Raw genomic sequence first — 13587 nt, 5'->3', positions numbered from 1 at the left:
TCATTTGGTTGCTGGTTGCCGGTCAGGCGACAAACACCAGATAGACGGCGAATGCCACGATAAAGCGGTAGATGGCGAACGGGATAAAGTCGATGCGGCGGATCAATGTCAGGAAGGTCTTTATCGCAAACATCGCTACCACGAAAGCGGTGATAAAGCCCACGGCAAACATCGGGAAGTCGGCCATCGAGAGAAAATCGCGGCTCTTGTAGAGATCAAGCCCGCTGGCCGCCACCATCATGGGCACCGCCATGATGAAAGAGAACTCGGCGGCGGCGTGACGGCTGATCCCCATCAGCATGCCACCACTGATGGTGGCGCCGGAGCGGGAGAAGCCGGGCCACAGGGCCAGACACTGGAACAGACCGATGCCGAACGCCTGCTTGTAACTGATGTCATCCAGGGTTTCAGCTGTGACGGCCGGGCGGAACTTCTCGGCGATGATCAGCAGGATGCCCCCCGCGACCAGCGCGTACATGACGGTTTGTGGGCCAAACAGGTTGGCCTTGATCCAGCTGTGGATGGCCAGACCGACCACGATGGCGGGCATCATGCCGAGGATGACATGCACCAGCGACAGGGTGGCGTGATCCCGGGACGGCTTCTGGCCGAAGTGGATGCCAATCAGGCCAAACAGGCGGCGCCAGAAGACGGCTACGACGGCGAGGATGGAGCCAAGCTGGATCACCACTTCGAAAGTGGCAGCCTTGGGCCCTTCAAAGCCCAGCAGATGGCCGACGATAATCATGTGGCCGGTGGAGGAGACGGGGAGGAACTCGGTCAGTCCCTCGACGACGCCCAGAATAAAGGCGACCAGCAGGCTATAGGTGTCAGTCATCGAACAAACAATCCTTAACTTCGTTGATGTAAAAACGCCCCGGGAGGGTCTCGGGGCGGCTTATCTTGCTCGATAGTGACTGCCGAGGCTATGTAAAAATCATGAAACCTTTAAGTCAGTCGCGGATAAAACGGTAGCGGGTTTGGTGGTGATAACGCCCGCCCGGCAGCAGCCAGGGGTTGCCCAGCTCGGGGCGATTGGGGCTGTCCGGCAGCTGTTGCGCCTCAAGACAGAAGCCGTCGTGATCCCGGTGCGTCAGGCCGCTGCGGTTCGGGGTATTGGCCAGCCAGTTGCCGGTGTAGAACTGTAGCGAGGGCTGGTTGGTATAGACCTCCATCGCCAGCTGCTTGTCGCCAGAGACTATCCGAGCAGCCCATTCTGATGTGGGGCCGTTGAGCACAAAGGCGTGGTCGTATCCCTTGGCCTGTTGCTGCTGGGGATGGCTCAGCCAATCCAGCCCGACAAGGCGCTCTTGGCGCAGATCGAACGGCCCCTCCACCGGGGTGATGGCGATCGGCAAACCGCTCGGGTCGGTCGGCAGGAAGTGGTCGGCATTGATGCTGATGAGGTGGTCACGCACATCGCCGCCGTCGGGGTTGTCATCGAGATTGAAGTAGGCATGGCTGGTGAGGCTGACCGGCGTAGCGGCATCCGTGCTGGCGATAAAATCCACCACCAGATCGCTCTGCTCCAGCCGATACTCCAAGGTTACCCGCAGATTGCCGGGAAAGCCTTGCTCCCCCGCTCGGGAGAGCAGCGCCAGCTTGACCCGATCCGCTTCCAGCTCCTTGATTTGCCACCGCTGGCGATGAAAGCCCGCCTGCCCGCCATGCAGGCAGTTGGGTGCCTGATTGGCATCCAGCGGCCAGTGCTGTCCATCACGCACCAGCTCGGCACCGCCGATGCGGTTGGCAAAGCGTCCTGCCACCGCACCCAGCCACACCTGCTGGGTGGGATAGGCGTCGTCGGCACAGCCCAGCAGCACTTCACGCCGTTTGCCCGCCACCGGCAGGGTGAGGGAGGTGAGGGTGGCGCCGAAGTCGAGGCCGCGCAGGCGCAGCCCCTCTTCATTTTCCAGCTCGAACGGGGTCATGGCGCTGCTCATAGCTTGCCTGCACCGGCGCTGGCGCGGCAGACGTAGCAGTCGGCCTTGAGGCCCGAGATGGCCGGATACTCCGCCTCGACGGCGGCAATCACCTCGGCCACTTTCTCCGGGCGCAGCAGGGCGACCACGCAGCCGCCGAAGCCGCCGCCAGTCATCCGCACGCCGCCATCGGTGCCGATTTTAGCCTTGATGATCTCCACCAGCCCGTCGATGGCGGGCACTGTGATCTCGAAGTCATCGCGCATGGCGGCGTGCGACTGGGCCATCAGCTCGCCGAGGCGGGTCAGATCGTGGCTTGCCAGTGCATCGGCCGCCGCCAGGGTGCGGGCGTTTTCACCGACGATGTGGCGGGCACGGCGGTAGCAGGCCTCATCCAGCCCGGCCTTGCCCGCTTCCAGTCCGGTCAGGTCGAGGTCGCGCAGCGCCTTGACCCCGTAGTGACGGGCTGCTGCCTCGCACTGCTGGCGGCGGGTGTTGTATTCGCTGTCCACCAGACCGCGACGCACGTTGGAGTTGACGATCAGCACCGCCAGATCGCTGGGCATGGGGATGAGGCGAGTCTCCAGCGAGCGGCAGTCGAGCAGCAGGGCATGATCGGTTTTGCCGCTGGCGGATATCATCTGATCCATGATGCCGCAGTTGCAGCCGACGAACTTGTTCTCCGCCTGCTGGCCGTTGAGGGCTATCTCGGCCTGGCTGATGTCGAGCCCCAGCGCCTCTTTGAAGGCCTGACCGATGGCTACTTCCAGCGAGGCGGAGGAGGAGAGCCCCGCCCCCTGCGGCACGTTGCCGGAGACCACCAGATCGAGGCCGCGCAGGGCATAACCGCGCTCTTGCAGATACTTCACCACGCCGCGGATGTAGTCGCTCCAGCGCTGGCTGGGGTGGTGTTCAATGGGCTGGTCGAGGTCGAACTGGTCGCGCTGGTTGTCGTAGTCGGCGGCGATCACCTGCACTTGCCGGTCATCGCGCAGGCCGATGGCGACGCAGGTCTCGTAGTCGATGGCGCAGGGCAGCACGAAGCCGTCGTTGTAGTCGGTATGTTCACCTATGAGGTTGACGCGGCCGGGGGCGCGCACCAGCAGATCGGGCGCTTTGGCAAATTGCTCGGCAAAAACGGTGCTGACGCGTTGGCTGGGGGTCATAGGGCCTCCTCATTGGTGTGGCTGGTCTGGGTGTAGTGAACGGGGCTCAGGGCACGCAGCCGCTCGGCAGCCTGCTCGGGGGTAAGGTCGCGCTGGGTTTCGGCCAGCATCTCGAAGCCGACCATGAATTTGCGCACGGTGGCGGAGCGCAGCAGTGGCGGATAGAAGTGGGCGTGCAGTTGCCACGCCTCGGGGCAATCCGATTTGGGCGGTGCAAAGTGCCAGCCCATGGAGTAGGGGAAGCTGCACTCGAACAGGTTGTCGTAGCGGCTGGTGAGCTCCTTGAGCGCCACTGCCAGATCCTGTTGCTGGGTCTTGGTCAGGTTGAGCATGGAGGGGACGTGCGCCTTGGGCAGCAGCAGGGTTTCGAACGGCCAGGCGGCCCAGAAGGGGACCACTGCGAGCCAGTGCTCGGTCTCCACCACGATGCGTGAGCGATCCGCCAGCTCCCGCTCTACATACTCCAGCAGCATGGGGCGGCCATGCTCTGCCAGCCAGTCGCGCTGGTGCTGCTCTTCGCGGGCGATCTCGTTGGGCAGGAAGTCGCTGCCCCAGATCTGGCCGTGGGGATGCGGGTTGGAGCAGCCCATGACGGCCCCTTTGTTTTCAAAGACCTGCACCCACTGCCACTGGGCCGACAGCTCGGCGACCTGATCCATCCAGGTGGTGATCACCCCTTCGATGGCGGGCAGCGGCAGCTCGGGCAGGGTCTTGCCGTGATCCGGCGAGAAGCAGATGACCCGGCTGGTGCCGCGGGCGGCTTCCAGCTTCAGCAGGGGATCGCTGGCGCTATCGGCGGCCGGAGTATCCTGCATCAGAGCGGCGAAGTCGTTGGTAAAGACGAAGGTGCCCTGATAGTCGGGGTTGATGTCGCCAGTGACCCGGGTGTTGCCCGCGCAGAGGAAGCAGTCGGGATCGTGGGCCTGTTTGGGGGTCTGACTCACCTTCTCCACCTGTCCCTGCCAGGGGCGTTTGGCCCGATGGGGGGATACCAGCACATACTGGCCGGTCAGCGGGTTGAAGCGGCGATGGGGATGATCGACGGGGTTGAACATCATCTCTCCTGAATAAGGTATTGAAAAATAGGGTCGTCTATTAACAGGGAGCAGGCAGGCCTACTCCTCGTAACCGTTCGGATTGGCGGATTGCCAGCGCCAGCTGTCGGCGCACATGGCGTCGATGTTGCGGGTCGCCCGCCAGCCCAGCTCGCGCTCGGCCTTGGCCGGATCAGCCCAGCAGGCGGCGATGTCGCCCAGGCGGCGCGGTTCGATGCGAAATGGCAACTGCTTGCCACAGGCGGCGGAGAAAGCGGCGACCAGCTGCAACACGCTCTGGCCCTGGCCGGTGCCCAGGTTGTAGGTGTGCATGCCACCCTTGCCGGCGCAGTGTTGCAGTGCCTTGACGTGCCCTTCGGCGAGATCCATCACGTGGATGTAGTCGCGCACACCGGTGCCGTCCGGGGTGGGGTAATCGTTTCCAAAGACAGACAGGCAGTCGCGACGGCCAATGGCGACCTGGGTGATATAGGGCATCAGATTGTTGGGAATGCCTTGGGGATCTTCTCCCATAGTGCCCGAGTCGTGGGCGCCGACCGGGTTGAAGTAGCGCAGCAGGGTCATGCTCCAGTGGGGTTCGGCCAGTTGCAGATCTTCGAGGATCTCCTCGATGATCAGCTTGGAGCGACCGTAGGGGTTGGTGGCGCTGCGCGGGAAATCCTCACGGATCGGCAGGCTGGCGGGATCGCCGTAGACGGTGGCCGAGGAGCTGAACACCAGATTGTTCACCCCGGCCCGTTTCATCGCCTGCAGCAGAGTGAGGGTGCCGCCGAGGTTGTTCTCGTAGTAATCCAGTGGAATGCGAGTCGACTCACCGACCGCCTTGAGGGCGGCAAAGTGGATCACCGCATCGATCTGCTGTTCGGCGAAGATCCGGTCCAGCAGGGCGGCATCGCGAATATCCCCTTGATAGAACAGGGGTTGCTGGCCGCTGATAGCCGCGACTCGAGTCAATACGCTGCGCTTGCTGTTGCAGAGGTTGTCGACCACCACGGGATTCATGCCTGCCGCTTGCAGGGCCAGACAGGTGTGGCTGCCGATATATCCGCAACCGCCGGTGACCAGAACGTTCATCTTGCTCTCCACTGAAAAGTGTCTGGAAGCAGTCTAGCCGAGGGTGTGGCGACCAAACTGTGAGCTTGCTTGCAAAACAGTGTAAACGATTACACTGTTTTTATGGTCATCCTGACGGCAGATATACGTTTCACCCCTGTTTTCAATGGGTTTGCTGGGTATAATGGCGCTCTATTGCACAGTGAAAGAAGTGAAAACAGCATGAGCACCATCAAGGATGTCGCCCGTTTGGCCAATGTGTCGGTGGCAACGGTTTCACGGGTGATGAACAACTCCCCCAAGGCCAGCGCCGCGTCTCGCGAAGTGGTGCAGAAGGCCATGGCCGAACTGGGCTACACCCCCAACGCCAACGCGCGGGCACTGGTGAGCCAGACTTGCGACACCATGGGGGTGGTGGTCGGTGATGTAGCCGATCCCTTCTTCGGTGCACTGGTGAAGGGGGTCTCCGGCGTGGCCGTCGAGCAGAACCTTCACCTGCTGATGGGTAACGGTTTTCACAAGGCGCGTCAGGAGCGTGAAGCGATCGAGCTGCTGATCGGCAAGCGCTGCGAGGCGCTGGTGGTGCACAGCAAGGCGCTGAGCGACGAGGAACTTTACGATTACGCCATGCGGGTGCCCGGTATGGTGCTGATCAACCGTGATATTCCTGCCCTCAAGGGGCGCTGCATCGCCCTCAACAACCGGCTGGGGGCGGCTACCGCGACTCGCCACTTGATCGAACTGGGCCACCGCCATATCGCCTTTATCAGCTCTGATCACGCCATCGAGGATGCCACCTTGCGTCTGCAGGGGTATCAGGATGGGCTGATGGAGGCTGGTCTGGCAGCCGATCCCGAGCTTATCGAGAGTGGCACCCCGAACGAGGAGGGGGGCGAGCGCGCCATGCTCAACCTGTTGGCCAAGGGGCTCAAGGTGACCGCCGTGGTTGCCTATAACGATGCCATGGCGGCGGGCGCCATCTCAGTGCTGGCCGACAACGGCCTGCGAGTGCCGGAGGAGGTTTCGGTGGTGGGCTTCGATGACATCATCTATGCCAGATATTTGCGCCCCAAGCTCTCCACCATGCGCTATCCCATCGAGCTGATGGCGGCCCAGGCGGCCAAGCTGGCCATTCAGCTGGCGGCGGGGGAGAGTGACGCGACCCAGAGCAGGATTTATACCCCCACCCTGATCAATCGCCACTCGGTGGCACCGGTTCGGGCCGGATAGCCCCCTTTTACGGCCCTGTTTGGGGCCTTTTCTTGCACAGTTATTGTTTTACCTATTTTTAATCATTTTTACTCCGCTTTACTTAACAAAATTAGTGTAATCGTTTACATCTGTGTGAGCGAGATCGCCGTTCCCTGCGTCATACTTCTCTAGACTGAATACGTTTTCCAATCAGCAGGGAGAGAGTGAATGCTCAGGGAGATAGTGGCGCGTCAGGATTGGCAGACTCAGGCTATTACGTCGGTAAACCGGCTGGCAGCCCATACCCCCATGTTCAGCTGGCGCAGCGAAGCGGATGCCAGGGGTGATCTGGCCTCTTCCTCCCGTCTCTTGCTCGATGGCGAGTGGCGCTTCTCCTTCTTTGCCGCTCCCGAATTGGTGCCCGAGAGCTGGCTGGTGCAGGATCTGGTGGATGCTTGCCCCATTACAGTGCCGGGCAACTGGCAGCTGGATGCCGCCTATCCAGCTGCGCGGCCGCTCACCGATGGCCCCATCTACACCAATATCAAGTACCCCTTTCCCTGCGATCCGCCCCGGGTGCCGGCAGAGAACCCCACCGGTTGCTACTCCCGCGAGTTCGAATTGCCCGCCGACTGGCTGGCAAGCGGCCAGAGCCGGATCATCTTTGACGGGGTGAGCAGCGCCTTCCACCTCTTCTGCAACGGTCGCTGGGTCGGTTACTCCCAGGACAGCCGCCTGCCCGCCGAATTCGATCTGACTCCTTATCTGCAGAGCGGTCGCAACAGGCTGGCGGTGCTGGTACTGCGCTGGTCTGATGGCTCCTATCTGGAAGATCAGGATATGTGGTGGCTGTCGGGGATTTTCCGCTCCGTCAGCCTGCTGCACAAACCGATCCGCCATCTGATGGATATGCGGGTGACCCCCGAGCTGGATGCCTGCTATCGGGATGGCCGTCTCAAGATTGCCCTGCAGGTGGCCAATGCGGCCGGTCTGTCGGTGGAGGCCAATCTCTATGAAGGTGGCGAGCGGGTCGCGACCCTGCGCCAGCCGATCGGTACCCAAGCCATTGATGAGAAAGGGGCGTATGACGATCGTGCCGAGCTGTGGCTCGACGTGGCTGCGCCGCGCAAGTGGAGCGCCGAGACGCCCCATCTCTATCGCCTGACCCTGACCCTGCTGGACGAGCAGGGCCAGGCCATCGAGAGCGAGGCGTGCGATGTGGGCTTTCGGGTGGTGGAGATCCGTGGTGGCCTGCTGCGGGTCAACGGTCAGCCGCTGCTTATTCGCGGTGCCAACCGTCACGAGCATCACCCCGCCAAGGGTTATGCCATCGATCGCGCCACCATGGAGCGGGATCTGCTGCTGATGAAGCGCCACAACTTCAATGCGGTGCGCTGCTCCCACTATCCCAACCACTCCGACTTCTATCGCCTCTGCGACCGGCTCGGTCTCTATGTGGTGGACGAGGCGAATCTGGAGACCCACGGCATGACCCCCATGGGGCGGCTGGCGCGGGATCCCGCCTGGAGCAACGCCTTTCTGGAGCGGGCCACCCGCATGGTGGCGCGGGATTTCAACCACCCCTCGATCATCATCTGGTCGCTCGGCAACGAGTCGGGTTACGGCCCAGCCCACGATGCCATGTATGGCTGGATCAAGCGCAGTGACCCGAGCCGTCCGGTGCAGTACGAGGGGGGCGGGGCCGATACCCCGGCGACCGACATTATCTGTCCCATGTATGCCAGAACCCATCAGGATCAACCCTTTCCTGCGGTGCCCAAGTGGGCGCTGGCCAAGTGGATCGGCCTGCCCGGCGAGCACCGGCCGCTGATCCTCTGCGAATATGCCCACGCCATGGGCAACAGTCTCGGGGGCTACGCCCACTATTGGCAGGTGTTTCGCGATCATCCACGCCTGCAAGGCGGGTTTGTCTGGGATTGGGTCGATCAGGGGCTCGACAAATACACCGCCGATGGTCGCCACTACTGGGGCTATGGCGGCGACTTTGGTGATGTGCAAAATGATCGCCAGTTCTGCTGCAACGGCCTGCTGTTCCCGGATCGCACTCCCCATCCCACGCTGTTCGAGGCAAAGCGGGCCCAGCAACCGTTCCGCTTTACCCTGCTTGAACATACCCCGCTGCGGGTACGGATCGAGAGTGAATACCTGTTCCGCTCCACCGACAACGATCAGCTTTGCTGGCAGTTGTGCGAGAACGGCCATGTGCAGCTGCAGGGGGAGGTTTTCCTCATGCTGGAGCCGCAAGGGGTGATCGAGTTGACCCTGAGCGGGACACTGCCCGCCTTTGCGGCAGGCTCACTGGCCTGGCTCGATCTGGCCATCGTTCAGCCCCAGGCCACCCTCTGGTCGCAGGCGGATCACAAGGTCGCCCGTCAGCAGTTCACCCTGCCGACCCCCCTTGCCCTGCCAGCGCCGGTCGCTGCCGCTACCCTGAGCGAGCAGCCGGATGGCTGGTTGGTCACTGCCGCAAACAGCCAGTGGTGGCTCGACAAGCTGAGCGGTCGTATCACCAGTTGGCAAAAATCGGGGCAGGAGCAGCTGCTGGCGCCGATCATGGATCACTTCTACCGCGCGCCGCTCGACAACGACATCGGCACCAGCGAAGCGGATCACGCCGACCCCAACTCCTGGATTGCTCGCTGGCAGGGCTGTGGCCTCGGTCAGTGGCAGCACCGCTGTCTGGGGATCGCGGTCGCCGGAGGGGATATCCGGGTCAGTCATGGCTACTTCCACCGTGATGAGCTGCTGCTGGTGAGTCACTGGCATCATCACTTTACCGACGATGGCGCCATGAGCCTCGAGATAGAGACCGAGCTGGCACAGGTGCTGCCGTCGCTGCCGCGGATCGGCCTGCTGCTTCATCTGGCCAAGGTGCCAGCGCGAGCCGAATGGCTGGGGCGTGGGCCGCACGAGAACTATCCGGATCGCCTGCTGGGCGCCGATCTGGGGCGCTGGAGCCTGCCGCTGGAGGCGATGCATACCCCTTACATTTTCCCGAGTGACAACGGCTTGCGCTGCGATACCCGTCAGCTGCAGCTGGGCAGCACGACGGTGAGCGGCACCTTCCATTTCAGTGCCAGCCGCTTCAGTCAGCAACAGCTGGCCGCTGCTCGTCACCAGAGCGATCTGGTGGCCGAAGAGGGGCTGTGGGTCTGTCTCGATGGCGCCCATATGGGGGTGGGCGGGGATGACTCCTGGAGCCAGAGCGTGCGTCCCGAGTATCAACTGCTCGAGCGTCGTTACCGTTGGGGCTGCACTCTCCGCTAAGCCAGCTATTGAAGCGACTGTCTAGCCAGTGCGCCATTTTGACAACAGACCAGTAACGACTAGCCTCAATGCTGTGGGAAAGATTGAGTCTCAAATCTGATTTTTATTTATATGTATTTGAAAAATAAATATAAAGTTTCAATGTAACAGAGTGTAAGCGTTTTCATTTTGTCGTCATGATCACAGAAGAAATGACAACAAACTGATTACATTGATTGGCGCTTGCTCAATTGCTCGCCACCCTACAACACAGATAGACACATCGGAGCACACATAATGAAAAAACTGACCACAGTTGCCGCCCTGCTGATGGGCATGATGGCTGGAGCCAATGCCCAGGCTGACACCCGTATCGGGGTAACCGTCTACAAATATGACGACAACTTCATGGCGGTCGTGCGCAAGGCCATCGAGAAGGAGGCGGCAGCCACTCCGGGGGTGGAGCTGCTGATGAACGACTCCCAGAATGACCAGTCCAAACAGAACGACCAGATCGACGTGCTGCTGGCCAAAGGGGTGAAGGCGCTGGCCATTAACCTGGTTGACCCGGCTGCGGCACCGGTGGTGATTGAGAAAGCCCGTGGCGAAGATATCCCGGTGGTCTTCTACAACAAGGAGCCGAGCGCTACCGATCTGGCTAGCTACGACAAGGCCTACTACGTGGGGACCGACTCCAAGGAGTCAGGGATCATCCAGGGTCAGCTGATTGCCAAACACTGGAAAGCCCATCCGGAGTGGGATCTGAACAAGGATGGCGTGATCCAGTTCGTGCTGCTGAAAGGGGAGCCGGGTCACCCGGATGCCGAAGCGCGCACCTCTTACGTGGTCAAGACCCTGAACGATGGCGGCGTCAAGACTGAACAACTGCACATGGATACCGGTATGTGGGATACCGCCATGGCGAAAGACAAGATGGACGCCTGGATCTCCGGCCCCAACGCCAACAAGATCGAAGTGGTCATCGCCAACAACGACGGTATGGCAATGGGTGCAGTCGAGTCACTGAAAGCCCAGGGCAAGACTGCCATTCCGGTATTCGGCGTCGATGCGTTGCCGGAAGCGCTGGCCATGGTCAAGAGCGGTGCCATGGCGGGTACCGTGCTGAACGATGCGGCCAACCAGGCCAAAGCCACCTTCGAGCTGACCAAGAACCTGGCTGAAGGCAAACCGGCCGGTGAAGGCACCAAGTGGAATATCGTCGACAAGGTAGTACGTGTTGCCTACGTCGGTGTGGATAAAGACAACCTGTCCCAATTCGAGTAATTCCCTCCTTCAGGGCAAGGGAGATCCCCTTGCCCTTTTTTCAACCAGATGTGATGGCTGATATGACAACACAGCAACAATCAGAATGGCTGTTGGAGATGATTGACGTCAGTAAGAGCTTTCCCGGCGTCAAGGCACTCGATAATGTCAATTTACGGGTCCGTCCTCATTCTGTGCATGCGTTGATGGGCGAGAACGGAGCGGGAAAATCCACACTGCTCAAGTGCCTGTTCGGCATTTACGAGAAGGATCAGGGCAAGATCTTCTTCAAGGGGCAGGAGATCAACTTCACCTCCTCCAAAGAGGCGCTGGAAAATGGCGTCTCCATGGTGCATCAGGAGCTCAACCTGGTGCTGCAGCGTACCGTGATGGACAACATGTGGCTCGGCCGCTACCCCACCAAGGGGTGGTTTATCGACCACGGCAAGATGTATGACGACACCAAGCGCATCTTCGATGAGCTGGATATCGACATCGACCCCAAGGTGAAGGTCGCGACCCTGTCGGTCTCCCAGATGCAGATGATCGAGATCGCCAAGGCGTTCTCCTACGATGCCAAGATCGTCATCATGGACGAACCCACCTCCTCCCTGACCGAGAAAGAGGTGAACCACCTCTTCAAGATCATCAACAAGTTGAAGGATAAGGGGTGCGGCATCGTCTACATCTCTCACAAGATGGAGGAGATCTTCCAGCTCTGTGACGAGATCACCATATTGCGGGATGGCCAGTGGGTGGCAACCCAGCCGCTCAAGGGCATGACCATGGATCAGATCATCGGGATGATGGTCGGCCGTGAACTGACCCAGCGTTTCCCGGAAAAAACCAACCAGCCGAAAGAGGTGATCCTCGAGATCGAACACCTGACGGCGAAGAACCAGCCCTCCATTCAGGACATCACCTTCAACCTGCACAAGGGGGAGATCCTCGGCATCGCCGGACTGGTGGGGGCCAAGCGCACCGACATCGTCGAGACCCTGTTCGGTATTCGCGATCGCAGTCAGGGCAGCATCAAGCTGCACGGCAAAGAGGTAGCCAACCACAACGCCCACGAAGCGATCCGCAACGGCTTTGCGCTGGTGACGGAAGAGCGCCGCTCCACCGGTATCTACTCTCGGCTCGATATCGCCTTCAACTCCCTGATCGCCAACATGGACAGTTACAAGGGCTCCATGGGGCTGCTCAGCGACAACAAGATGAAGAGCGATACCCAGTGGGTGATCGACTCCATGCGGGTCAAGACGCCGACCCAGCAGACCCAGATCGGTTCCCTCTCCGGGGGCAACCAGCAGAAGGTGATCATCGGTCGCTGGCTGCTGACCCAGCCGGAGATCCTGATGCTCGACGAGCCCACCCGCGGCATCGACGTCGGGGCCAAGTTCGAGATCTACCAGCTCATCCTGGAGCTGGCGAAGAAGGACAAGGGGATCATCATCATCTCGTCAGAGATGCCGGAATTGCTGGGGATCACCGACCGCATCATGGTGATGAGCAATGGCCGGGTCGCCGGGATCGTCAATACCAAAGAAACTGACCAGAGCGAGATACTGCGCCTGGCATCTCTGTACCTCTAGAGACAGGAAGACATTTATGGAGTCGGCTAAAAATTTCAATCTGATGCAGGCGCTCAAGGAAAACGCCATCTATCTGGTGCTGCTGGTGCTGCTCATGGTCATCGTGATCCAGGAGCCCTCCTTCCTGAGCCTCACCAACTTCAGCAACATCCTGACCCAGTCCTCGGTGCGGGTCATCATAGCGCTGGGGGTGGCGGGCATCATCATCACCCAGGGGACGGATCTCTCGGCCGGTCGTCAGGTTGGTCTGGCGGCACTCATCGCGGCAACCATGTTGCAGGCGCTGACCAACGTCAACAAGGTGTTCCCGACGTTGGGGGAGGTGCCCATTCCTGCGGTGATCCTGCTGGTGTGTGTGGTGGGGGCGCTGATTGGTCTGGTCAACGGTCTGATCGTGGCCTACCTGAACGTCACCCCGTTCATTACCACCCTGGGCACCATGATCATCGTTTACGGTATCAACTCCCTCTACTTTGACTCGGTAGGGGCCTCGCCGGTGGCCGGGTTTGATCCCCGCTTCTCCAGCTTCGCGCAGGGCTTTATCCGGATAGGAGGATTCAAGCTCTCCTATCTCACCTTCTATGCAGCCATCGCCAGCGTCTTTGTCTGGGTGCTGTGGAACAAGACCCGCTTTGGCAAGAACATCTTCGCCATCGGCGGCAACCCCGAGGCTGCCAAGGTCTCCGGCGTCAATGTGGCGGTCAATCTGGTGATGATCTATGCGCTGGCGGGGGTCTTCTACGCTTTCGGCGGAATGCTGGAAGCGGGCCGGATCGGTAGCGCCACCAACAACCTCGGCTTCATGTACGAGCTGGATGCCATCGCGGCGTGCGTGGTGGGCGGGGTGTCGTTTGCCGGCGGGGTGGGAACGGTCGCGGGTGTGATTACCGGCGTACTTATCTTCACCCTGATCAACTATGGCTTGACCTATATCGGTGTCAGCCCTTACTGGCAGTTCATCATCAAGGGCGGCATCATCATTCTGGCGGTGGCTCTGGACTCCATGAAGTACGCCAAGAAGAAATAACGATTGGCAGGGAGGGTTGGCGTTGCCAGCCCTCTCTTCTGGAGGGAA

Annotated in this window: 10 protein-coding genes; 5 read left to right on the top strand and 5 right to left on the bottom strand. The window is 60.7% G+C overall.

From position 1 onward, the window contains the following. Window positions 1-22: 22 nt before the first annotated feature. The 5 genes from bacA to galE form a co-directional block, all read right to left on the bottom strand. Window positions 23-838, bottom strand: a complete 816-nt coding sequence (gene bacA / locus ACB040_RS11500; protein ID WP_005355537.1) for an undecaprenyl-diphosphate phosphatase — start codon at window positions 836-838, stop codon at window positions 23-25. A gap of 115 nt (window positions 839-953) precedes the next feature. Further along, the gene (gene galM, locus ACB040_RS11495; RefSeq protein WP_371154792.1) at window positions 954-1943 is read right to left on the bottom strand and encodes a galactose-1-epimerase; all 990 of its coding nucleotides are present in this window, start codon (window positions 1941-1943) and stop codon (window positions 954-956) included. Next, entirely contained in the window at window positions 1940-3088 is a 1149-nt protein-coding gene (galK, locus tag ACB040_RS11490) for a galactokinase (RefSeq protein ID WP_371154794.1), read from the bottom strand. Before galK ends, galM begins: the two co-directional genes overlap by 4 nt. Next, window positions 3085-4143, bottom strand: coding sequence for a UDP-glucose--hexose-1-phosphate uridylyltransferase (locus ACB040_RS11485; RefSeq protein WP_371154849.1), 1059 nt, complete (start codon window positions 4141-4143; stop codon window positions 3085-3087). Before ACB040_RS11485 ends, galK begins: the two co-directional genes overlap by 4 nt. A gap of 60 nt (window positions 4144-4203) precedes the next feature. Continuing rightward, entirely contained in the window at window positions 4204-5217 is a 1014-nt protein-coding gene (gene galE, locus ACB040_RS11480; RefSeq protein WP_371154796.1) for a UDP-glucose 4-epimerase GalE, read from the bottom strand. A gap of 201 nt (window positions 5218-5418) precedes the next feature. Here galE and ACB040_RS11475 point away from each other — a divergent pair, with 201 nt between their 5' ends. From ACB040_RS11475 to mglC, 5 genes are all read left to right on the top strand, one after another. Then, a complete protein-coding gene (locus tag ACB040_RS11475) occupies window positions 5419-6426 on the top strand; it encodes a substrate-binding domain-containing protein (RefSeq protein WP_005356970.1) in 1008 nt (335 codons plus the stop codon). A gap of 189 nt (window positions 6427-6615) precedes the next feature. Further along, on the top strand, window positions 6616-9675 hold the full coding sequence (locus ACB040_RS11470; RefSeq protein WP_371154798.1) for a beta-galactosidase: 3060 nt from the start codon (window positions 6616-6618) through the stop codon (window positions 9673-9675). Window positions 9676-9951: 276 nt separating this feature from the next. Next, window positions 9952-10938 (top strand): galactose/glucose ABC transporter substrate-binding protein MglB, encoded by a 987-nt coding sequence (gene mglB / locus ACB040_RS11465; protein ID WP_005340747.1) that lies wholly within the window; start codon window positions 9952-9954, stop codon window positions 10936-10938. Between the two features lie 53 nt (window positions 10939-10991). Continuing rightward, a complete protein-coding gene (mglA, locus tag ACB040_RS11460) occupies window positions 10992-12512 on the top strand; it encodes a galactose/methyl galactoside ABC transporter ATP-binding protein MglA (protein WP_042081798.1) in 1521 nt (506 codons plus the stop codon). Window positions 12513-12528: 16 nt separating this feature from the next. Then, window positions 12529-13539: a galactose/methyl galactoside ABC transporter permease MglC gene (mglC, locus tag ACB040_RS11455; RefSeq protein WP_005342585.1), complete on the top strand. Its 1011-nt coding sequence runs from the start codon at window positions 12529-12531 to the stop codon at window positions 13537-13539. Window positions 13540-13587 lie beyond the last annotated feature (48 nt).

The organism is Aeromonas sp. S11(2024), from assembly GCF_041402345.1.
Classification (GTDB): Bacteria; Pseudomonadota; Gammaproteobacteria; order Enterobacterales; family Aeromonadaceae; genus Aeromonas; species Aeromonas veronii.
Note: the sequence above shows the minus strand (reverse complement) of the source record. Positions and strands in the feature narration are given on the sequence as shown.

Coding starts and splice junctions, on each gene's coding strand:
- galK (WP_371154794.1), bottom strand. CDS start 3,088: ATGACCCCCAGCCAACGCGTCAGCACCGTTTTTGCCGAGCAATTTGCC.
- mglB (WP_005340747.1), top strand. CDS start 9,952: ATGAAAAAACTGACCACAGTTGCCGCCCTGCTGATGGGCATGATGGCT.
- galE (WP_371154796.1), bottom strand. CDS start 5,217: ATGAACGTTCTGGTCACCGGCGGTTGCGGATATATCGGCAGCCACACC.
- mglA (WP_042081798.1), top strand. CDS start 10,992: ATGGCTGATATGACAACACAGCAACAATCAGAATGGCTGTTGGAGATG.
- ACB040_RS11475 (WP_005356970.1), top strand. CDS start 5,419: ATGAGCACCATCAAGGATGTCGCCCGTTTGGCCAATGTGTCGGTGGCA.
- bacA (WP_005355537.1), bottom strand. CDS start 838: ATGACTGACACCTATAGCCTGCTGGTCGCCTTTATTCTGGGCGTCGTC.
- ACB040_RS11485 (WP_371154849.1), bottom strand. CDS start 4,143: ATGTTCAACCCCGTCGATCATCCCCATCGCCGCTTCAACCCGCTGACC.
- ACB040_RS11470 (WP_371154798.1), top strand. CDS start 6,616: ATGCTCAGGGAGATAGTGGCGCGTCAGGATTGGCAGACTCAGGCTATT.
- galM (WP_371154792.1), bottom strand. CDS start 1,943: ATGAGCAGCGCCATGACCCCGTTCGAGCTGGAAAATGAAGAGGGGCTG.
- mglC (WP_005342585.1), top strand. CDS start 12,529: ATGGAGTCGGCTAAAAATTTCAATCTGATGCAGGCGCTCAAGGAAAAC.